The following is a 19,373-nucleotide window of genomic DNA, read 5'->3' as shown; positions in this document are numbered from 1 at the left end:
GTCGCGGTAATCGATGGTGACCATGACCTGGGGCCGGAGCCCTCCGGTGGCGGGCAGTGCGCCGGAAGCCAGGGCCACTTTGCAGGCGCCGACCAGGCCGTCGAGGGATTTCTGCGGCCTCGACCGCCGGTCGAGCAGTGTTTCTTCGGCGCCTGCCACGCCGCCGGCCGCGCTGCCGGGTTCGCTGCCCGCTTCTGCGCCGGGTTCGCTGCCCGCGCTCCCGGTTGCCGCATTACCGGGAGCTTGGGTGCCGGTGCGGGGGTTGGTGGCGGTGTTCATCACGGTCAGCAGGTGTTCGAACTGTTCGGTGGTGGCGAAGATTTCCAGGTGTTGCAGGCCGTGGCGGGGTTTGCGGAGGAACGCGCCCTGTAACTGGCGCAGGACCTCCTCGGAGGGTTCGGCGCCGTCCTGGTCGATCGCGTCCGTCCAGCGCCTCGCGACCCGGGCCAGGAAATCCGGGTCGTGCTCCACTGCGGTGCGGGTCAGGGCGTGTTCCATCCGGGCGGCCGTTTCCGCATCGCACAGTGGCCGGACCCGGGCCAGGGCGAGGGTGATGATGGTCGCGGACCGGGACGGGACGGTACCGGCGGCCACGGCGTCGGCGAGTTCCTCGCGCAGGGGCGGGAGCGGCTGGCCGGTGATCCCGGTCCGCGGCAACACGTCCCCGGCCAGGGCCAGCCGGCGGTGGGCCTCGACGGCGGTGATCTGGAGCCGGTCCCGCAGGAACTCCCCGGTCTTGCGGTAACCGTCATCGAGGACCGGGGCGTTCTCGGCGGCGGCCTCCTTGCGGGTCCGGTCCACCGCCCCGGCAGCAACAACCTGCAGGTACTCCAAGGCCCGGGCAGCCTCCTCAACCCCGGCAGCGAACTCCACGGCCTCCCCGAACCCGAAAAGCGCCGCATCCCCGACCGCCGTCGCGGTCAACTCCCGTAACTGTCCCAGAACGCTACGCAGCGACGGGCCCCGGCGGACATCATCACCCGGCCGGCCGGCCGGACGAGCGATGAGGGCTGCACTGGTTCCCATGAATCAATCCTGCCGTGGACCTACGACATTATTGCCCGCACCGGAACAGCCGGCGCCTGCCTCGGACCGGGCGTGCGCGGGACCGGCCAGGGACAAAAAACGGACATCATCACCCGGCCAGCCGGCCGGACGAGCAATGAGAGCTGCACTGATTCCCATGAACTTAGTTAATCAGAGACCTCAGACATTATTAGGAGCAGCCGGTGCCGCCCAGCTGCGCGCTCCAACTACTCCTATCCGCCGCCGCTATTCGCGCAGGTCAAGAGTGAAACCCGGATAGTCCGGATAGTCGCCCGCACGATCGGCCGGGAACCCCAGCGCTTCGTAGAAGCCCACGGCAGAGGGGCTCGCCTGCCAGTCGAGAATCATCGGCTGCGGCCGTAATCTGGCCCAATCGAAGACGAAGTCCATCAACGCCTTCCCCGCGCCGAGCCGACGTGCCTCCGGATCGACGTAGAGGTCATGGACCCGGCCCGTAGTGAAGGTGGTGCGCAAACCCGGCCCGAAGTCCTGGGCCAGTCCGTAGCCGAGGAGCCGGCTGCCCGACTGGGCCACAGCAACGCACCAGGCCCCGTCTGAGAGTACGTTCGCGTAACGGCTGTCGAAGTCCTGCTGCGGCACATCCCGGGCGGCGGGTGTGAAAGCGATCGACAACCGCCGAACTTCGCCTGCATCTTCCTCCGCGCCCGGACGGACGGATAGTTCCTCAAACGTCATTCGCCGAGCCTTCCCCTAAAATTACAGCGGACTTCCGACCTACATACTGCCACTGGCCGTCGCAGGCTGGCCTGTGCCGGGACCTATGGCAGGTTCCAACCGGCCCCAGCTTCCAACAGACTTGAGCGAGGACGGTAGGAGGTTCAACCATGAGGGTTCTCGTTGCCTACGCAAGTGCACTGGGGTCCACCAGGGAAATCGCCCAACACGTAGCCGACCGCATGGCTGTTGCGCTGGGCGAGGTCGAGTGCCGGTCCGTGGAGGAAGTTAAGTCTGTCTCCGGCTACGACGCATTCGTCGTCGGCAGCGCCATCCACAATCAGGCGTGGCTGGATCCGGCTTTGGTGTTCTTCACACACAATGCGCACGAGCTGGCCAAACGACCTGTCTGGGTCTTCAGCGTGGGGATGTCCGACGCCTTGCCGAGACTTTTTCGAAAGCGCGGTGCGGCACTACAACAGCAGCGCCTGGAACAATCCCAGTTCCAGGACGTTGAGCTTCGCGGCCACAAAGTCTTCTCGGGTGTCTACGAGGCGGCCCAGATGCCAGGGCCGCTCCGGGTCCTGTTCCGGCTCACCGGCGGCCACTTCGGAGACTTGCGGGATTGGACTTCCATCGACGACTGGACTGATGACATTACAGCCCAACTCACTGGATCTTCTGAGGGGGCGGGCGTCCAGGGTCTCCCTCCGGACCCGCCAACCGGCGCCTGAACGACGTTCCGGCGGACACCGATCTCATCGAACAGGCCAACGACCACCGCGAGCTCTCGTCCTCCTAGCACCACGACGACGCCGGGCGCCTATGCGCCCGGGGCGCCGGCCGCCGTCCCCCTCACCGAAGGGGCGGGCACCGAACCGCCAACCGGCGCTCACCCCATCCCCTAGATTGGTTGGATGGTGAACGAAGAGGTCCTTGCCGGTGGTAATTCCAGCATCGTGGTGCGCGTGGGGGACACCGTCCGCCGAAACTCCGGGCCCTGGACGCCGGCCGTTCACGCCTTGCTCGATGCGCTCCGCGCCAGTGGAATCACGCGCGTTCCGTCAGCAGCCGGCCTCGACGAACAAGGCCGCGAAATTCTGTCCTTCCTGCCGGGGGACGTGGTGCAGTATCCGCTTCCGGAGTGGATTTGGCATCCCTCGATCCTGCGGGACGCGGCCGGCCTGCTCCGGCAGATCCACGATTCCAGCGTCGGTTTGGCGCACGAGACGCTCAGTTGGCAATTGCCAAACCACGAACCGGTCGAGGTGGTGTGCCACAACGACTTTGCCCCGTACAACATGGTGTTCCAAGACCAGCGGTTCGCCGGAATCTTTGATTTTGACGCGGCGTCGCCCGGGCCGAGGATCTGGGATTTCGCCTATCTGGCCTACCAGTTGGTGCCGTTCATTGAGGGCGGTGGCGTCGCTGCGCCGGAGGGGCCGGAGAGAATGGGCCGCCTGGACGAACTGATTGCAGCCTACGGCTTACCGTTCCCGCGCCGGGACGTGCTGAGAACACTCGGCGCCAGGCTTGTTGAACTCGCCGACTATTCCGAGGGCCGGGCGGCCGCCACGGGACGGCCGGAACTCAACGACCACGCCGCAATGTACCGCCGCGACAGCATTCGCATGGTGCAGCTGGCGAAGGACGCATGACGGCACGATCAGCCCGCTGTGGGCGACGTCACCCCGCGCCCCGGGAAGCAGCCGGCCCGGGCATCGGTTGAAGCGAGGGACAGCAAGAGTGCCCCGGACGGGGTGGAAGCCCAGCGAAAGGTACGCGATGACTATCGCCCATGAAGAAGCAGTAATCGACGCCGCAGCAGTGGACGCCATCTTTGCCCAGGCGCGCACGGCCAACTCCTTCACCGGTGAAGTCACGGACGAGCAGGCCCGCGCCATCTACGAGCTGACGAAGTTTGGTCCCACCGCGTTCAACTCGCAGCCCCTTCGTGTCACCTATGTCCGTTCGGACGAGGCCCGCGCCACGCTGGTGGACGCCCTGTCCGCCGGCAACCGGGCCAAGACGGCTTCCGCACCGCTGGTCGCGGTCCTCAGTGTCGACACCGCGTGGCACGAGCAGTGGGACAACTTCCTCCCCGGCTACAACGCCCCCAAGGCAATGTACGACGCCGCCCCGGACCTCGCCGCGGCCACCGGCAACAACAATGCCCACCTGCAGGCCGGCTACTTCATACTCGCCGTCCGGTCGCTAGGACTCGCTGCCGGGCCGATGACCGGTGCCGACTTCAGCAAGATCGACACCGCCTTCTTCCCGGACGGTAGCCAGAAGAGCTTCATGGTGGTCAACATCGGCCACGCCGCCGAGGACGCCTGGGGCGCCCCGAAGCCGAAGTTCGCCTACGAAGACGTGGTCCGCACGGTCTAAGCGACCGAGGCAGCGGCCGAGGCAACCACAGGCAGGGGCGGGCGTCGGCGACCAGTGGCAGACTGGGCCCATGCGGAATCTGATTGTGGTCGCCTTCCTGGAACCCGTTACCGAGGGGATGGAATTTCCGCGCGACGCCTGGCCGCTGCACATCACACTGGTGAAGTTCGACGTCGTCGAGCAACTGCCAGCCGACGACGGCGGGGCTGACGCCGTCCTCTCCGGCGACACCCTGGCCACCCAGGTGGCCGGGCTAATGGACGCTCCGGCCAGGGCCGCGCTGGGCAGCACCGTGACCGTGGGCGGGGAAGCGGGCTTTGGCCGCGGCGGCTCCGTCCAGGTCAGCCTGATCGAACCCAGCGCCCCGCTCCAGACCCTCCACGAAGCCCTCGTGGCAGCGGTCGAGGCTCTTCATGGCCGGGTCGCAACCCCCGGCTACACGATGGCTGCCTTCCGTCCGCACGTTTCCCACCGGGGTGAAAAAGCCCCCCGCGCGGGCGAGCAAATGGCGCTGGACCGGATCGCCTTGGTGGACATGGCTCCCGACGGCGGCCATGCCACGCGGCGGGTGCTCAGGCTCTGGGAGGCCACATTGTGAATGAACCTCTTCATTTATGGTCCGAGGTGCAATACTGAGGTCAAATTGAGAGTTTGACTCCGAATAATACTTGGGTCACTAGGTGCGTGCTGGGGGAACTACAGGATGATGCTTGACACCTCTACCCTGCGTGTTGCCTTGGCTGTAGTAACCCTGACGCTGCTGTGCCTGTTCTACTTCATCACTTTCAGGCGGACCCGTTCCCCGTTCAGCGGCTGGTGGTGTTCGGCGCTGTTGCTCTTCCTGACTGGATCCGCGTCCTATCTGTGGGACGGCACGGTCCACCAAGTGTGGGCAAACCCGCTGGGAAATACCTTGCTGGTCGGCGGCGCCGGAGCCATGTGGGCAGGGGCCCGGTCGCTGCGGACGAGCATTCCGAGGTTGTGGTCCTTGACGGCGGGGCCTTTTGTGACGGGCGTCGTTTCGGTGTTTGACCACCCGGCCACGAACGACTGGTCCGGCGGCCCGGTCATGCTGGGCATGATGGCGCTGATGCTGGGGCTATCGTGCCGAGAACTCTTCCTGCTCGACGTCGACTACTCCAGGGTGCACCGCCCCCTCGCCTACGGCTCAGCGCTGCTGGCCCTCTTCTATCTTGGACGCCTGACCGTTTTTGTCATTGACGGCCCCCATGGGCCGGTGTTCGTCACCTACTTCGGCTCCGTGGTGACGACCCTTCTCACCACGATGATCCTTGTGCTCGCATCCTTCACCATGGCCGAGTTGAGCAACGAACAACTGACCCGTGACCTTCGGGCGCGCGCCACGGTTGACGGGCTCACCGGGCTACTGAACCGCACCGCCTTTGTGGATCTGGCAGAGAACGAACTGCGCCGCCTGGGCAACGCCCGCACCACGGCCTCGCTGGTTCTGGCAGACCTGGACCACTTCAAGGCTGTCAACGACCAGTACGGCCATGCGGCCGGGGACGTCGCGTTGCAAACGTTCGCCGCAGCGTGCACGGCCTCGGTCCGTTCAACCGACCTCGTGGGACGCTATGGCGGCGAAGAGTTCGTCCTGCTCCTACCGGGCGTCAGCCCGGAACGTGCCGGCGAGATGGCGGCCACGATCAGCCGCCGGTTGCAGGAGGCACAGCCGAACGTTGAGGCGCGGCTTCCTACCGTGAGCTATGGGATTGCCTCGACGGGCCCCGGCCGGGTGGACCTGCAGGCCCTGATCGCGTCGGCCGATGCCGCTCTTTACCGCGCCAAAACGCTCGGCCGGGACCGGTCGGTACTGGCCGCCAGCCTCCGCGAGGAGCAGACGGCCTGAGCCTCGGCCCACGGCTGCGGCTAGGAAATAACCCCGTCCACCAGGGCCTTGGCTTCGGCCTGCACCTGCTTCAGGTGCTCCGCGCCCTTGAAGGACTCGGCGTAGATCTTGTATACGTCCTCGGTGCCCGACGGCCGGGCCGCGAACCAGGCGTTCTCGGTGACCACTTTCAATCCGCCGATGGCAGCGCCGTTGCCGGGCGCCTCGGTCAGTTTGGCGGTGATGGTTTCGCCGGCCAGTTCCGTCGCGGTGACGTCCGACGGCGACAGCTTGCCCAGGGCGGCCTTCTGCTCGCGCGTTGCGGCGGCGTCGATCCGGGCGTAGACGGGGTCGCCGAACTTGTCGGTCAGGCCCTTGTACAGCTGCGACGGCGACTTGCCCGTCACCGCCGTGATCTCGGACGCCAGCAGCGCCAGCAGGATGCCGTCCTTGTCCGTGGTCCAGACGCTGCCGTCCATTTTGTTGAACGACGCGCCGGCGGATTCCTCCCCGCCGAAGGCACCCTCGCCGGACAGCAGCCCGGGGACGAACCACTTAAAGCCCACCGGCACCTCGACGAGCTTCCGGCCGAGGCTTTCGGCCACCCGGTCGATGATCGAGGAGGACACCAGGGTCTTGCCGATAACGGACTGCGGGTTCCACCCGTTGCGGTGCCGGTACAGGTAGTCGATCGCGACGGCGAGGTAGTGGTTCGGGTTCATCAGCCCGCCGTCCGGCGTGACAATGCCGTGCCGGTCGGCGTCGGCGTCGTTGCCGGTGGCGATGTCGAAGGGTGCGGACCCGTCCGCACCAACAGCCATGCGGTTGATCAGGGAGGCCATCGCCGACGGCGAGGAGCAGTCCATCCGGATCTTTTCATCCCAGTCCAGCGTCATGAAGGCCCACTGCGGGTCCACCGTCGGGTTCACCACGGTGAGGTTCAGGTGGTGGCGTTCGCCGATTTCGCCCCAGTAGTCCACGGACGCACCGCCCATGGGGTCGGCGCCGATCCGGACGCCCGCCTCGCGGATCGCGTTCAGGTCCAGCACCGAGGGCAGGTCATCGACGTAGCTGGACAGGAAGTCGAACTTGCCGGTGGTGCCGGCAGCCATGGCGTCCGCGATCGGAACCCGCTTGACCCCGCGCAGTCCGTTCTCCAGCAGTTCGTTGGCGCGGTTGGCGATCCAGCCTGTGGCGTCGGTGTCCGCCGGGCCGCCGTGCGGCGGGTTGTACTTGAAGCCGCCGTCGCCGGGCGGGTTGTGGCTCGGCGTCACCACGATGCCGTCGGCCTGCGGCGCGCCTGCGGCGGAGTTGTTGTTGTGGGTCAGGATGGCGTGGCTCAACGCCGGGGTGGGCGTGTAGCCGTGGCGGGCGTCGATCAGCACGTGCACGCCGTTCGCGGCAAGCACCTCAAGCGCGGAGTTCTGCGCCGGCTCGCTCAGGGCATGGGTGTCCTTGGCGAGATACAGGGGGCCGGTGATGCCCTGGCCCGCCCGGTATTCCACGATCGCCTGGGTGATCGCGAGGATATGCGGTTCGTTAAACGACGCCTTGAGGCTTGAGCCCCGGTGCCCGGAGGTGCCGAAGGCGACCCGCTGCCCGGGGTCGCCGAGATCCGGCGAAACGTCGTAGTACGCGTCCAGAAGCGCAGTGAGGTCAACAAGGTCTTGGGGTTGGGCAACTGTGCCCGCGCGGCTAGCCATGGCTCCAGCATGCCAGACGAGGGGGTGCCGCGACATGGTTTCGCCCGAATCGGACCGCTGTGACGCCGCGCGTCCGGCTGGGGGAAACGGCGCGGCGCTAATCTTGACGTACACACGTCAGAGGGGATTTCCATGACCGAGCAGCCCACGTCCGGGTATGACGAGGCGCACCGAGGCTACCAGCCGCCGCCGTATCGTCCGCCATACGGTGGCGACGGCCATGTTCCGCCGATGCCGACGGCAGCCCCGCACCTCGGCCAGCCGGCCGGCAGTTACGCCGCCTACGGCCAGCCGGCCGGGCCGTACGCGGACGCTTACGGCCAGCCGTATTACTACGGCGTGGCTCCCGCGCCTAGGGGCCTGAGTATCGCGAGCCTGTGCTGCGGCATCGCGTCGTTCCTCGGCTTCGGCTTCTTCCTGCTCCCGCAGTTGGCCGCCGTCGTCCTCGGCCACCTGGCGCTGCACCGCGAGCCGGGCGGCAAGGGCCTGGCTATCGCGGGACTGGTCCTTGGTTATGCCGCAATCGCCATCACCCTGCTGGTGGTTGTGATCCTGGGGGTCGCCTTCGCGAACGCGGACTTCATCACCCGGTAAGAGCGGCCACCAGCTGCTCAGCGTTGGCCTCCAGCCAGCCGCGACGGCGGAGGATCAGCCCGCCCACGCCGTCGTCCCACATCCGGGCCCAGCCGCCGCCGAGCGTGGCAGCGTTGTGTGCCATCCGTTCATAGCTCAGCGACGCGGCCTCGATGCCCAGCCCCGGCACCCGGCGTCGTTCGTCCTGGTCCCAGCCGTAGGCATCGGCGAAGATACGGAGCCGCCGGAACGGGTCCACTCCCTCCCAGCCGGGCCACACGTCCGCCGGGTCGCGGAGCGGCGTCCAGTGCATGGCAGTGTTGAAGGAATCCCTGAGCGCCGTGCTGGGTCCGGCGAGGTCGAAGTCCACCAGCCCGGCGGCCAGGCCGTCCCGGACCACCACATTCTGCGGCGTGACGTCCAGGTGGCACACGAGCTCCGCGGGGTCCTGCCTGACGGCGACCGGTGGGATGTAGCGGGGCGGAAACGGGTGGGTGGCCGGCATGAAACCGGCAGAGGCGGTGTGCAGCCGGCGCAGCAAACGGGCCACCGAGGCCAGCAGCTCCTCGGACTGGACCCAGGCCTCGGGCACCGGCCCGGCGCACTGTCCCGGCAGGAAGGTCAGCACGTCCCTGCCCTCCTCGTCCCGGCCCAGGAACCGCGGCGAGCCGTCGAATCCGGCATCTTCGAGCCAGTCGAGGTAGCCTGCGACGGCGAGGCTCTGCGGCTGGTGCGGTCGGCGGATTGTCCCGCCGACCCGCACCACGCCTTCAGTGACATCGCCCACCGGCATGAGTTCGACGTCGGACGCCTCGCCGGGGGCGGGGACGTAGACGCGCGCCTCAACCGGCGGGCGATATCGGATGCTCATTTAGCTCAGCGTACGCCGCCCATGAGCTTCTTGATGGCCGGCGAGGCCGCAGCCAGGCCGACGGCCAGAAGCATCGCCGTGCCGCCGACGCCGATGAAGTACGGCAGTTCGTCGTCGGGGTTGTAGAGCCCCGAGAGCATGCCGGCCAGCGTGGTGCCCAGCGAGACCGAGAGGAAGAACAAGGCAACCATCTGCGTGTGGAAGGCCTTGGGCGCCAGCTTGGTCGTCACGGACAGGCCGATGGGGGAGAGGAACAGTTCCGCCAGCGTGAACAGCAGCAGGATCCCCACCAACGCCAGCAGCGGCGTCTTGCCGTCGCCGGCCAGCGGGATGAACGCCAGGAAGGCCAGGCCCATCACGAAGAGGCCGATCGAGAACTTCAGGGCCGATCCGGGCTGCTTGCGTCCCAGGCGGGTCCACAGGGCAGCCATAACACCGGCGAAGATGATGATGAACACCGGGTTGATGGACTGGACCCAGGCGGCCGGCATTTCCCAGCCGAACAGGTTCCGGTCCAGCTTCTCCTCCGAGTACACGGCGATGAAGGTGAACTGCTGCTGGAAGAGCGCCCAGAACGCGGCGGAGGCGATGTACAGCGGGATGAACGCCGCGACCCGGCTTCGCTCGGTGGCGTTGACCTTCTTGCTGCTGAAGATCAGGACGAAGTAGAGCACCGACGCGCCGATGGCCGCGTACGCCATGGACATGGCGAGGTTGTCAGCGTTGACGACGCCGGTCGCCAGCAGCACGGCGATGATCGCGGCGATCACGGCGAAGAGCAGTCCGTACTTGGTGCGTTCGGCTGCGGGCAGCGCGTTGGGCACCCGGTGGGCCTCTTCGGGCAGCTTGTTGCGGCCCAGGGCGTAGATGGCCAGTCCGACGGCCATGCCGACGGCGGCGGCACCGAAGCCCCAGTGGAAGCCCTGGCTTTCCTGGAGCCAGCCGGTGACCAGCGGGCCGATCAGGGCGCCGGCGTTGATGCCCATGTAGAAGATGGAGAAGCCGGCGTCGCGGCGTTCGTCCTTCTCGCGGTACAGGCTTCCGACCAGGGCGGTGGCGTTGGCCTTCAAGCCGCCGGATCCCACGCCCACCAGCACGAGGCCGGCGATCAGGCCCGGAATCCCGGGGATAAGGGCCAGGGCGATGTGGCCGGCCATGATCATGACCGCGGAACCGAAGAGCACACGCTCGGAGCCGAAAAGCCGGTCCGCGAGCCAGGCGCCCAGGATGGTCGAGAGGTATACGCCGCCACCGTAGGCGCCGACCAGGCTGGCGGCGAGGGCCTTGTTGATTTCGAGGCCGCCTTCAGCGGCCGTGAAGTACATGTAGTAGAGGAGGATCCCCTGCATTCCGTAGAAGGAGAAGCGCTCCCACATTTCTACGGAGAAGAGGCTGGCCAGCATTTTCGGGTGGCCAAAAAACGAGGTATCGCCCGGCGTTGTAGCGGGGGGATTGGCTAAATGAGTTGTGCTCATTTACTTAATGCTGACACCGCGGCGCGCGATTGTCACATCCGCGGCGCTCCGGGGCAAGTCAATTCGAGGGTGTTTCGCGGACCCGCTTTGCCGGGAGCGTCGGCCGAAGGGGACCCCGCGGCCAGGCTAGCCGGCGTCGAACATGATGACCTGGCGGACGGCCTTGCCGTCGGCGAGCTGGTCCATGGCCTGGTTGATGTCCGCCAGCGCGATCCGGGAGGAAATGAGCTCCTCGACCGGCAGCTTCCCGTCCCGCCACAGCTGCGCGTACTTGGGAATGTCCCGGGCCGGCACGGCCGAGCCGAGGTAGCTGCCAATGATTGTGCGGGCCTCCGCAGTGATGGTCAGCGGGGAGAGTTGCGCGCGGGCGTCGGGAGAGGGCAGCCCGGCCGTGATCGTGGTGCCGCCGACGTCGGTGGCCGCGAAAGCGGTCTCGAACGCCCGCGCGCTGCCGGCGCATTCGACGACGAATTTGGCTTTGATGCCTTGTTCGGCCAGTTGCTGCGGGGTGTACGTTTCGTGCGCGCCGAGGCGGCGGGCGTGCTCCAGTTTCTCGTCCAGGGTGTCGACGGCGACGATCCGGGAGAGGCCCTGGGAGACCGCAGTGATCAGCGCGGCCATGCCGACGCCGCCAAGTCCCACGATCATGATGCTGTCCTCGGGCCGGGGTTTGGCGGCGTTCAGCACTGCGCCGCCTCCGGTTAGCACCGCGCAGCCCAGGACGGCGGCGATGTCCGCCGGGATGTCGTCGCCGACCGGCACCGCGGAGGCCCGGTCCACGACGGCGTGGCTGGCGAAACCGGAAACGCCGAGGTGGTGGAAGATCGGTTCTCCGGAGCGGCTCAAATGCATGGACCCGTGCAGCAGGGTGCCCTCGTTGTTGCTCTTGGAACCGGCGGTGCAGGGCAGCCGGCCGTCCGCTGCGCAGTTGGCGCACTGCTCGCAGCGCGGCAGGAAGGACATGACCACCCGCTGGCCGGGCTGCAGGTCGGTGACGTCGGCGCCGACCTCGACGACGCGGCCGGCCGCTTCGTGGCCGAGCAGCATCGGCACCGGGCGCACCCGGTTGCCGTCGACGACGCTGAGGTCCGAGTGGCAGATGCCGGCCGCCTCGAGCCGGACGAGGATTTCCGTCGGTCCGGGGGCGGAGAGCTCCAGCTCCGCGATACTGATCGGTTTGGACTCCGCGAAGGGCCGGGGGCGGCCGATTTCCTCCAGTACTGCACCGGTGATCTTCATCGATCCCTCTCGTGTCGTTAACCGCGTTGGCACCAGTAAACCCCACGCGGCCGCGGCCGGGGTAATCCCCGCGGGGGCAGCTTAAAGGCCGAGTTGCCCGGCCACCTGCAGCAGCAGCGCCTCGGATCCCATCGGGCCGACCAGTTGGATTCCCATCGGCAGGCCGGCGCCGGGCGGCCCGCCGGTCCAGTGCACCGGAATGCTGATTGCGGGAAGCCCGCAGACGTTGACCAGCGAGGACCACGGGGCAAACTCGCACTGCTTGCGGTAGTCGTCGTCCGCGTCGGCGGGCCACTCGGCGGGCCAGTAGCCGTCGCCGTGCGCGGCGCCGGTGAACCAGCCCACCGGCCGGGGCGTTTGAGCCAATGTCGGGCTCAGCACCAGGTCCCAGGCCGAGAACTGGGCAACAGTGTCCCGCTGGAACTGGCGCAGGAACCCGAGGGCCTCGTTCAGCTTCGCCGCGCTGCGCTGCTGGGCGCGCCGCCGGAAGGTGCGGGTCAGCGGGGTCAGGAGGGCCTCGCGCTGCGGCGCGATGCGGGCGCTCCCGACGCCGGCGGTCCACGCCGTCGTAAACGCGCCGGGGTAGCGGTTGTCATAGCGGATGGCGGCCTCGCCGGTCTCGTGCCCGGCCGCCTCCAGCAGCCTGATGCCGGTCTGGAGTGCATCGAGGGCTTCGCGGTCCGGGGTGTAAGGGAAGACGGCCTGCCATGGACTGTCCAGGCTGACGCCGATCCGCAGCGGGGGTGGCTCCTGGCCGGCCAGTTGCAGGTAGCTGCGCCGGCGGCCGGCTGGTTCTCCGGCCCGTTCTCCGGGTGATTGGCGGGTTGGTGGCGGCGGGACCAGCGCGTCGAGCATCAGGGCGGCGTCCGCCGCGGAACGGGCCAGCGGACCGGCGACCACCAGCCCGGCGGGGTCGCCGGTGCTTTCCCCGGCCGGGACCAGCCCGCGGCCCGGTTTCAGTCCCACCAGGCCGCAGGCGGCGGCGGGGATGCGGATGGACCCGCCGCCGTCGGATCCCGGGGCGAAGGGAAGCAGGCCGGCGGCCACGGCGGCCGCGCTGCCGCCGGAGGAACCGCCGGAGCTGCGGCTCAGCGCGTACGGGTTGCGTGAGGGCGGGGCGATCCGGTTCTCGCTGTAGGCTGTCAGCCCGAATTCCGGGACCTGCGTCTTGCCCAGCGAGATGACGCCGGCGCCCTTCAGTGTGGCGGCCAGGGCGCCGTCGTCGGCGGCGGGCTTGTGCTCCAGGGCGGCGCTGCCGTGCGTGGTGACCACGCCGGCGACGTCGGTCAGGTCCTTGAACGCGGTCGGCATGCCGTGCAGCAGCGGCAGGGCCGCCCTGCGTTCGTCGTCCGCCGCGCGTACATGCCGGCGGTCCGCCGCGTCGGCGTCCTGGAGGGCCTGCTCTGCGGTGACGGTGATGAATGCGCCAAGGTGCGGGTTGTCGGCCGCGATGCGGTCCAGGAAGTGCGCCGCGGCCTGGCGCGCGGAGAGCTCGCCGGAGCGCAGGGCGTCGCGGAGCGCGACGGCGGACAACTCGTGGATCTCAGCCAATGGTCTCCTTTGCGCTCTCCAGAAGCGTAACCTGCCACCTGTTTGGCCCCGGCCCCGATCGCTGGCGATACGCTGGAGGCAGACCTTGATTTCAGCGGAGAGGACGACCATGAGCGACATCGACACCGTGACCGTTTCCGACATTCCCGAAGCGGCGCGGATCCTGGACGTACGCGAGGACTACGAATGGTCGGCCGGCCACGCCGAGCACGCCGTCCACATTCCCCTCGACCAGCTCCCGGCCCGGCTCGACGAACTGGATCCGGACGAGGACCTGTATGTCATCTGCCGCACCGGCGGACGTTCCTTCCGCGCTGCGCAGTGGCTCGTCGGCCATGGCTACTCAGCGTTGAACGTGGCCGGCGGCATGGACCAGTGGCTCGAGAACGGCCTGCCGCTCGTGTCCGACAACGGGCTCAAGCCCGTCATCCTGTAAACGAAAGAAGAACCATGTCCGCGTCAACTGTCACCTATACCTTCCTCGGCCCCGAAGGCACGTTCACCGAGGCGGCGTTGATGCAGGTGCCAGGCGCCGCGGAGGCCATCCGCATCCCCTCCTCGAACGTCAACACCGCGTTGGACAAGGTCCGCGACGGTTCGGCCGACGCGGCGATGGTGCCGATCGAGAACTCCGTGGAGGGCGGCGTCACGGCAACCCTCGACGCGATTGCCACCGGCCAGGAACTGCGGATCCTCCGCGAGGCCCTGGTGCCGATCAGCTTCGTGCTGGTGGCCAGGCCCGGCCTGCGGATCGAGGACATTCGCAGGGTGTCCACCCACGGTCACGCCTGGGCGCAGTGCCGGCTCTGGGTCGACGCCAATATGCCGAATGCGGAATACATCCCGGGATCCTCCACCGCCGCGGCCGCAATGGGCCTGCTGGAGGATGTCCCGCACTACGACGCCGCCATCTGTGCGCCCATCGTCGCGGCCGAGCAGCCCGGCCTGGCGGTGCTCGCGGAAAACATCGGCGACAACCCCGGCGCGGTGACCAGGTTCGTGCTGGTGGGGCGCCCCGGAGTGCTGCCGGAACGGACCGGCGCGGACAAGACCACGGTGGTGGTCCCGCTGCCGGAAGACCGGCCAGGCGCGCTGATGGAAATCCTGGATCAGTTCGCCACCCGGGGCGTGAACCTGAGCCGGATCGAATCCCGTCCCACCGGCCAGTACCTCGGCCACTACTTCTTCAGCATCGACGCGGACGGCCATGTGGGCGACGCCCGGGTGGCCGACGCGCTGGCCGGACTGCACCGGATCAGTCCGGCGACACGCTTCCTTGGCTCCTACGGCCGGGCTGACGGCCAGCGCGCCGAGGTGGCGCCGCACACCTCCGACCAGGCATTCCGGGCCGCCCATGCATGGGTCGAAGACATACTCACGGGGGCATCTGTAGTTCAGGAATATAAGCCCCAGGCTTCGCCCACAGCGTAGGCAAATGCCACATGCGGCACTTCCACCCCTTGGAAACTGTGCGTATGCTTGCCTGATCTATTGGGGTAGTCCTCTACCGGAAGGAGCGGGTCATGGCTGGCACCAGCACAGAAAATGACGGCCAGGGAATGATTGTCAATCCCAAACCGACGGCCGAAAACCAGGACTGGGACGGCGACGACGCCGACCGTGCGGACCGGCTGCGCTTCGAGGAGGAGCAGGCGATGATCCGCGAGCAGTCGGAGGCACGCGCCGCCAAGGCAGCCGCGGACGCGAAGAAGGAAGCCGACGCTAAAAAGGAAGCCAGCTAAGAAGGAAGCCCGCTAAGCCGGCCGGGTCATGGCAGGTGCCGGGCCTGGCTGCTCCGGGACTTGCCGGCCGCCCCGCCGCCATGGGGCAGTTCCTCGCGGGCGGGGTCCTCCCTAACCCGGACCAGCAGCGAGCGGGGGGCCACCCGGACGGTGACGGTGGTGGCCTCGCCGGACGGATCGCCGTCGACCTGTGTGGGCATCGGTTCGGCGCACTTGATCACTATCTTGCCGGAGCGGTAATACGTCATCACCGGCAAGTTTCTTTTGTGCTTCAGCACAATCTTCCAGTACATCGCCAGCCAGCCGATCGCGCTGCGCGGGCTCATCACCACCACGTCCAGCATGCCGTCGTCGATCATGGCCTGCGGGATGAAATCGATTCCGCCGGGGATCAGCCCGCAGTTCGCGAACAGCACGCTGCGGATCTTCCGGGACTGCTCCGGCTGGTCGTCAAGGGCGATGGAGACCCTCTTGCGGCGCCCGGGAAGGTGCCGCACACCGGCCTCGGTGTAGGCGAGCCAGCCCACCGCCTTCTTGAGCCCGTCGTTGGTGTCCCCCACCACCTCGGCGTCCATGCCCATCCCGGCGATCACCAAAAAGGCATGGTCCGCGGACTGCCCGGTCCGGGCGTTCTCTACCCTCATGCGGGCGGTGTCGATGAAGCGCTGGTGTCCGAACAGCGCAATCTCCACGCAGCCGTGCAGGTCCCCGATGTCGAGGTGGACGTTGCGGGCCAGCAGGTTCCCGGTGCCCAGCGGCAAGAGGCCCATGGCGATATCCGTGTGCGCCAGGACGTCCGCCACCACGCGGACGGTGCCGTCGCCGCCGCCCACCAGGACGACGTCGGCCCCGTACTCGACGGCGGCACGGGCCTGCGAAAAGCCGGGGTCCTCGGCGGTGGTCTCGAAGAAGCGCGGGGCCTCCCAGCCGGCCGCCAGGCAGGCGCTCTCGACCAGGACCCGGGCCTCCGCGGACCTGGACTTGATCGGATTGATCACGACGGCGACCTTTTGCCTGACCAGGCCCGGGTTGTGCGTTTCTTCCCAGACGGCACTGCGCGTGTGCTTGGCCTTCAACCGGCGCACACCCCACCAGCTGGAGACGGCAAATACCAGGGCTCCAGCGATGACGAGGTAGAGCAGCCAGTCGCGCATGTTGCTCCAACACTATCCCGCGTGTCCGCCGCGGCAGGACTGCCGAAGGGCGGCCCCCGGATTCGATACTCTTATCTGGTGATCGACGTAAAAGACCTCAGCGAAAATCCGGACAAGTTCCGTGCCAGCCAGCGCGCCCGTGGCGCCGATGAATCCGTGGTGGACGCGATCATCGCCGCGGATTCGGCCCGGCGCGCGGCGCTGATCCGTTTTGAAAACCTGCGCGCCGAGCAAAACGCCTTCGGCAAGAAGGTGGCGCAGGCCAAGGGCGAGGAAAAGCAGGCCCTGCTCGCCGAGGTGAAGGTCCTTGCGGCCTCGGTCAAGGAAGCCTCGGCCGAGGCCGACGTCGCCCAGTCCGCCCAGGAGGAGCTGCTGCGCGGCATTCCCAACCTGGTCGAGGACGGGGTTCCGGCGGGCGGCGAGGACGACTACGTTGTGGTGAAGACGGTGGGGACGCCCCGCGAATTCCCCGACTTTGAGCCGAAAGACCACCTCGAAATCGGCGAACTGATCGGTGCGATCGACATGGAGCGCGGGGCCAAGGTCTCCGGTTCACGCTTCTACTTCCTGCGCGGTGTGGGCGCCCGGCTGGAAATGGCACTGCTTCAGATGGCCATGGAGCAGGCCATCGACGCCGGCTTCGTGCCCATGATCACCCCGACGCTGGTGCGGCCCGAAACCATGCAGGGTACCGGCTTCGACGTCAAGCACGACGCCGAGATCTACCGCCTCGCGGAGGACGACCTCTACCTTGTGGGGACCTCGGAGGTGGCCCTGGCCGGCTACCACGCCGACGAGATCCTGGACCTCTCCGGCGGTCCGATCCGCTACGCCGGGCAGAGCTCCTGCTACCGCCGCGAGGCCGGTTCGCACGGGAAGGACACCCGCGGCATCATCCGGGTCCACCAGTTCAACAAGGTGGAGATGTTCATCTACACCACGGTTGAAGAGGCCGCTGCCGAGCATGCCCGCCTGCTGGCCTGGGAAGAGGAAATGCTGGCCAAGTGCGAACTGCCCTACCGCGTGATCGACACCGCCGCTGGCGACCTTGGCACCTCCGCGGCCCGCAAGTTCGACTGCGAAGCCTGGGTCCCCACCCAGGGCGCCTACCGCGAGCTGACCTCCACCTCCAACTGCACCACCTTCCAGGCGCGCCGGCTCAACATCCGTGAACGCGTGCTGAACGAGGAGGGCGCCACCAAGGGCACCCGCGCGGTTGCCACCCTCAACGGGACCCTCGCCACGACCCGCTGGATCGTCGCCATCCTGGAACACCACCAGAACCCGGACGGCTCGGTCAACGTCCCGGCGGCGCTGCAAAAGTACCTCGGGGGCATGACGGTCTTCCCCGTCCTCTAGCCCACCCGCCGCCGGCAGCTGTTCACCGACGCTTCACGTGCCGCTGTGGCGCGCGTCCTAGCAGCTGTCGGCGGTGTCTGCTCTACTTATTGGATGACTACATTGACTGAAGCCTCAGTCGCTGGCAACGATGACCAGCGAGATGCAAACGAAAAAATGATGATCGCCCTCGACGTCGACGGAACCCTCGTCGACCATGACGGGCACATGTCCGTCCCCGTCCGGGAAGCCGCCCAGGCCGTGGTGGCCGCCGGGCACGAGGTGATGATCGCGACGGGCCGCTCGCTCAACGCCACGCTGCCCATCATCGAGCACATCGGCATTGAAAGCGGCTACGCGGTCTGCTCCAACGGCGGCGTCACGCTGCGCGTGGATTCCGGACTGGCCGACGGCTACGAGGTGCTGCACAAAGCCACCTTCGACCCCGGGCCGGCGCTCCGGGCGCTGCGCAAGCGGCTGCCCTCGGCCAAGTACGCGCTCGAGGACGAGAACGGCAACTTCCTCTCCACCGAACGCTTCCAGGACGCCAGCTTCGGCGTCGAGGCAATCGGTGTCGACTTCCAGACCATGCTGGAGGCCACCGCCGTGCGCGTCGTGGTGTTCAGTTCGGAGAACACGCCAGAGGAATTCAACGCGGCCATCCGCCACGTGGGCCTCGCCGGCGTCACCTACTCCGTCGGCTGGACGGCGTGGCTGGACATTGCCGCCGCCGGCGTCACCAAGGCCAGCGCCCTGGAACACCTGCGCGGACGGCTGAGCATCGAGGCGCACCGCACGGTCGCCGTCGGCGACGGCCGCAACGACATCGAGATGCTCACCTGGGCACGCCGCGGCGTGGCGATGGGCCAGGCGCCCGCGGAGGTGATCGCCGCCGCCGACGAGGTCACCCACTCGGTCTACGACGACGGCGCCGCCCACGTGCTGCGCAGCATCCTCCTCTAAGACACCGGCGCGGACGCCGGTGCGGGCGCGCCGGCCCTAGCGGACGTCGAGGATCAGGCCCAGCAGCCGGGCGGCGGCGGGCCGGGCCGCGTGTTCCTCGTTCCACTGCGCCCGGGCCACGGCCTTGCTGACGGCCTGCGTGGTGATGCCGAGTTCCTCGGCCACCGCCTTCTGCTGCCCGCGCACGCCGGGGGTCAGCAGGTCCAGCACCCGCCACTCGGCGGCGCTCCGGTCGTGCACAATGTGGCCCAGCAGCCGCAGCACGGCCTCGGCTTCCGCGGCCAGATCAGCGAACGGGCCTTCCACCGCCACCGGGATGCGTTCCTTGCCGTTTCTCAGCCGGTCCACGGCGCGGCGGGCGTAGACGAGCCCGTGGCCGGACGCGTCCTTGATCTGGTTCGGCAGCGGTTCGTTGACCGGGCCGACGCCGATTCCGACGTACCAGGCCCCCGTCCGCAGGGCGATCAGCGCCGCCTCGACGGCCTGACGCGGGCAGTCCAGGATGCCCTGGACCTCGTCCTCCACGGAACGGTCGAAATCCAGGCGCGCCGGAATGTGCCGCAGGTCCTTGAGGAGCTGCGGCACACGGTCGCCGTCGCGCCGGCTGTCGGTTTGGTTGATGGTCAGCGTGAACATACTGGATGCCACACTACCGCGTGGCAAACGGGAGGCAAGCCCGCAGGGTGTGCCTGATGCCGGCCACGTAACAACCCCGCCGCGGCCCCCGCCGGGACACCCGGCGGGCTTGTCTCTGGTCCCGGGAGATGTTGCGATGGGGGGAGACGCTGCCGACGGCGGCACG

Annotated in this window: 20 protein-coding genes; 11 read left to right on the top strand and 9 right to left on the bottom strand. The window is 68.0% G+C overall.

The genetic code is table 11. The annotated features are described in order from the left end of the window. Positions 1-1,026: DUF222 domain-containing protein (locus tag AB4Y91_RS09175; protein ID WP_441418170.1), on the bottom strand; the 1,026-nt coding region annotated here is incomplete at its 3' end. Between the two features lie 246 nt (positions 1,027-1,272). Next, positions 1,273-1,743, bottom strand: coding sequence for a GNAT family N-acetyltransferase (locus AB4Y91_RS09170; protein WP_441418169.1), 471 nt, complete (start codon positions 1,741-1,743; stop codon positions 1,273-1,275). Between the two features lie 149 nt (positions 1,744-1,892). Between AB4Y91_RS09170 and AB4Y91_RS09165 the strand changes: the two genes are divergently transcribed. From AB4Y91_RS09165 to AB4Y91_RS09145, 5 genes are all read left to right on the top strand, one after another. Continuing rightward, positions 1,893-2,456, top strand: coding sequence for a flavodoxin domain-containing protein (locus AB4Y91_RS09165; RefSeq protein ID WP_441418168.1), 564 nt, complete (start codon positions 1,893-1,895; stop codon positions 2,454-2,456). 183 nt (positions 2,457-2,639) lie between these two features. Then, on the top strand, positions 2,640-3,380 hold the full coding sequence (locus AB4Y91_RS09160; RefSeq protein ID WP_441418167.1) for a phosphotransferase: 741 nt from the start codon (positions 2,640-2,642) through the stop codon (positions 3,378-3,380). A gap of 127 nt (positions 3,381-3,507) precedes the next feature. Further along, positions 3,508-4,113 carry a malonic semialdehyde reductase gene (locus AB4Y91_RS09155; RefSeq protein WP_441418166.1) on the top strand — a complete coding sequence of 202 codons (606 nt, stop codon included), beginning with the start codon at positions 3,508-3,510 and terminating at the stop codon, positions 4,111-4,113. Positions 4,114-4,183: 70 nt separating this feature from the next. Beyond that, positions 4,184-4,711, top strand: coding sequence for a 2'-5' RNA ligase family protein (locus AB4Y91_RS09150; RefSeq protein ID WP_441418165.1), 528 nt, complete (start codon positions 4,184-4,186; stop codon positions 4,709-4,711). Positions 4,712-4,816: 105 nt separating this feature from the next. After that, positions 4,817-5,983 carry a GGDEF domain-containing protein gene (locus tag AB4Y91_RS09145; protein ID WP_441418164.1) on the top strand — a complete coding sequence of 389 codons (1,167 nt, stop codon included), beginning with the start codon at positions 4,817-4,819 and terminating at the stop codon, positions 5,981-5,983. A 20-nt stretch (positions 5,984-6,003) separates the two neighbouring features. Here the strand turns inward: AB4Y91_RS09145 and pgm are convergent, their stop codons facing one another. Continuing rightward, positions 6,004-7,665 (bottom strand): phosphoglucomutase (alpha-D-glucose-1,6-bisphosphate-dependent), encoded by a 1,662-nt coding sequence (gene pgm, locus AB4Y91_RS09140; RefSeq protein ID WP_441418163.1) that lies wholly within the window; start codon positions 7,663-7,665, stop codon positions 6,004-6,006. Between the two features lie 132 nt (positions 7,666-7,797). Here pgm and AB4Y91_RS09135 point away from each other — a divergent pair, with 132 nt between their 5' ends. After that, the gene (locus AB4Y91_RS09135; RefSeq protein WP_441418162.1) at positions 7,798-8,259 is read left to right on the top strand and encodes a DUF4190 domain-containing protein; all 462 of its coding nucleotides are present in this window, start codon (positions 7,798-7,800) and stop codon (positions 8,257-8,259) included. Here the strand turns inward: AB4Y91_RS09135 and AB4Y91_RS09130 are convergent. The 4 genes from AB4Y91_RS09130 to AB4Y91_RS09115 form a co-directional block, all read right to left on the bottom strand. Further along, entirely contained in the window at positions 8,249-9,109 is an 861-nt protein-coding gene (locus AB4Y91_RS09130) for a phosphotransferase (protein WP_441418161.1), read from the bottom strand. The genes AB4Y91_RS09135 and AB4Y91_RS09130 overlap by 11 nt on opposite strands. Positions 9,110-9,114: 5 nt before the next feature. Further along, positions 9,115-10,584, bottom strand: coding sequence for a peptide MFS transporter (locus tag AB4Y91_RS09125; protein WP_441418160.1), 1,470 nt, complete (start codon positions 10,582-10,584; stop codon positions 9,115-9,117). A gap of 126 nt (positions 10,585-10,710) precedes the next feature. Next, positions 10,711-11,823 carry an alcohol dehydrogenase catalytic domain-containing protein gene (locus AB4Y91_RS09120; protein ID WP_441418159.1) on the bottom strand — a complete coding sequence of 371 codons (1,113 nt, stop codon included), beginning with the start codon at positions 11,821-11,823 and terminating at the stop codon, positions 10,711-10,713. A gap of 81 nt (positions 11,824-11,904) precedes the next feature. Next, complete coding sequence (locus AB4Y91_RS09115; RefSeq protein WP_441418158.1) at positions 11,905-13,374, bottom strand: amidase; 1,470 nt, start codon at positions 13,372-13,374, stop codon at positions 11,905-11,907. 109 nt (positions 13,375-13,483) lie between these two features. Between AB4Y91_RS09115 and AB4Y91_RS09110 the strand changes: the two genes are divergently transcribed. From AB4Y91_RS09110 to AB4Y91_RS09100, 3 genes are all read left to right on the top strand, one after another. After that, on the top strand, positions 13,484-13,810 hold the full coding sequence (locus AB4Y91_RS09110; RefSeq protein WP_175323936.1) for a rhodanese-like domain-containing protein: 327 nt from the start codon (positions 13,484-13,486) through the stop codon (positions 13,808-13,810). A gap of 14 nt (positions 13,811-13,824) precedes the next feature. Next, positions 13,825-14,805 (top strand): prephenate dehydratase, encoded by a 981-nt coding sequence (gene pheA, locus AB4Y91_RS09105; RefSeq protein ID WP_441418157.1) that lies wholly within the window; start codon positions 13,825-13,827, stop codon positions 14,803-14,805. 92 nt (positions 14,806-14,897) lie between these two features. After that, the gene (locus AB4Y91_RS09100; RefSeq protein WP_175323934.1) at positions 14,898-15,116 is read left to right on the top strand and encodes a hypothetical protein; all 219 of its coding nucleotides are present in this window, start codon (positions 14,898-14,900) and stop codon (positions 15,114-15,116) included. A 26-nt stretch (positions 15,117-15,142) separates the two neighbouring features. Here AB4Y91_RS09100 and AB4Y91_RS09095 read toward each other — a convergent pair whose 3' ends face one another. After that, on the bottom strand, positions 15,143-16,270 hold the full coding sequence (locus AB4Y91_RS09095) for a diacylglycerol/lipid kinase family protein (RefSeq protein ID WP_441418156.1): 1,128 nt from the start codon (positions 16,268-16,270) through the stop codon (positions 15,143-15,145). Between the two features lie 78 nt (positions 16,271-16,348). Here AB4Y91_RS09095 and serS point away from each other — a divergent pair, with 78 nt between their 5' ends. Further along, entirely contained in the window at positions 16,349-17,629 is a 1,281-nt protein-coding gene (serS, locus tag AB4Y91_RS09090; protein ID WP_441418155.1) for a serine--tRNA ligase, read from the top strand. A gap of 93 nt (positions 17,630-17,722) precedes the next feature. Next, on the top strand, positions 17,723-18,571 hold the full coding sequence (locus tag AB4Y91_RS09085; RefSeq protein ID WP_441418154.1) for an HAD family hydrolase: 849 nt from the start codon (positions 17,723-17,725) through the stop codon (positions 18,569-18,571). A gap of 36 nt (positions 18,572-18,607) precedes the next feature. On the opposite strand, the gene AB4Y91_RS09080 is transcribed toward AB4Y91_RS09085, so the two are convergent. Next, complete coding sequence (locus AB4Y91_RS09080; RefSeq protein WP_441418153.1) at positions 18,608-19,207, bottom strand: hypothetical protein; 600 nt, start codon at positions 19,205-19,207, stop codon at positions 18,608-18,610. Between the last annotated feature and the right edge of the window lie 166 nt (positions 19,208-19,373).

This window comes from Arthrobacter sp. YAF16 (assembly GCF_052113385.1).
Classification (GTDB): domain Bacteria; phylum Actinomycetota; class Actinomycetes; order Actinomycetales; family Micrococcaceae; genus Arthrobacter.
Note: the sequence above shows the minus strand (reverse complement) of the source record. Positions and strands in the feature narration are given on the sequence as shown.

What these genes read in the sequence shown, in the direction of transcription:
- pheA (WP_441418157.1), top strand. Translation starts at nt 13,825, where the DNA reads ATGTCCGCGTCAACTGTCACCTATACCTTCCTCGGCCCCGAAGGCACG.
- AB4Y91_RS09160 (WP_441418167.1), top strand. Translation starts at nt 2,640, where the DNA reads ATGGTGAACGAAGAGGTCCTTGCCGGTGGTAATTCCAGCATCGTGGTG.
- AB4Y91_RS09170 (WP_441418169.1), bottom strand. Translation starts at nt 1,743, where the DNA reads ATGACGTTTGAGGAACTATCCGTCCGTCCGGGCGCGGAGGAAGATGCA.
- AB4Y91_RS09165 (WP_441418168.1), top strand. Translation starts at nt 1,893, where the DNA reads ATGAGGGTTCTCGTTGCCTACGCAAGTGCACTGGGGTCCACCAGGGAA.
- AB4Y91_RS09125 (WP_441418160.1), bottom strand. Translation starts at nt 10,584, where the DNA reads ATGAGCACAACTCATTTAGCCAATCCCCCCGCTACAACGCCGGGCGAT.
- AB4Y91_RS09150 (WP_441418165.1), top strand. Translation starts at nt 4,184, where the DNA reads ATGCGGAATCTGATTGTGGTCGCCTTCCTGGAACCCGTTACCGAGGGG.
- AB4Y91_RS09085 (WP_441418154.1), top strand. Translation starts at nt 17,723, where the DNA reads ATGACTACATTGACTGAAGCCTCAGTCGCTGGCAACGATGACCAGCGA.
- AB4Y91_RS09135 (WP_441418162.1), top strand. Translation starts at nt 7,798, where the DNA reads ATGACCGAGCAGCCCACGTCCGGGTATGACGAGGCGCACCGAGGCTAC.
- AB4Y91_RS09080 (WP_441418153.1), bottom strand. Translation starts at nt 19,207, where the DNA reads ATGTTCACGCTGACCATCAACCAAACCGACAGCCGGCGCGACGGCGAC.
- AB4Y91_RS09095 (WP_441418156.1), bottom strand. Translation starts at nt 16,270, where the DNA reads ATGCGCGACTGGCTGCTCTACCTCGTCATCGCTGGAGCCCTGGTATTT.
- pgm (WP_441418163.1), bottom strand. Translation starts at nt 7,665, where the DNA reads ATGGCTAGCCGCGCGGGCACAGTTGCCCAACCCCAAGACCTTGTTGAC.
- AB4Y91_RS09110 (WP_175323936.1), top strand. Translation starts at nt 13,484, where the DNA reads ATGAGCGACATCGACACCGTGACCGTTTCCGACATTCCCGAAGCGGCG.
- AB4Y91_RS09145 (WP_441418164.1), top strand. Translation starts at nt 4,817, where the DNA reads ATGATGCTTGACACCTCTACCCTGCGTGTTGCCTTGGCTGTAGTAACC.
- AB4Y91_RS09130 (WP_441418161.1), bottom strand. Translation starts at nt 9,109, where the DNA reads ATGAGCATCCGATATCGCCCGCCGGTTGAGGCGCGCGTCTACGTCCCC.
- AB4Y91_RS09155 (WP_441418166.1), top strand. Translation starts at nt 3,508, where the DNA reads ATGACTATCGCCCATGAAGAAGCAGTAATCGACGCCGCAGCAGTGGAC.
- AB4Y91_RS09100 (WP_175323934.1), top strand. Translation starts at nt 14,898, where the DNA reads ATGGCTGGCACCAGCACAGAAAATGACGGCCAGGGAATGATTGTCAAT.
- AB4Y91_RS09120 (WP_441418159.1), bottom strand. Translation starts at nt 11,823, where the DNA reads ATGAAGATCACCGGTGCAGTACTGGAGGAAATCGGCCGCCCCCGGCCC.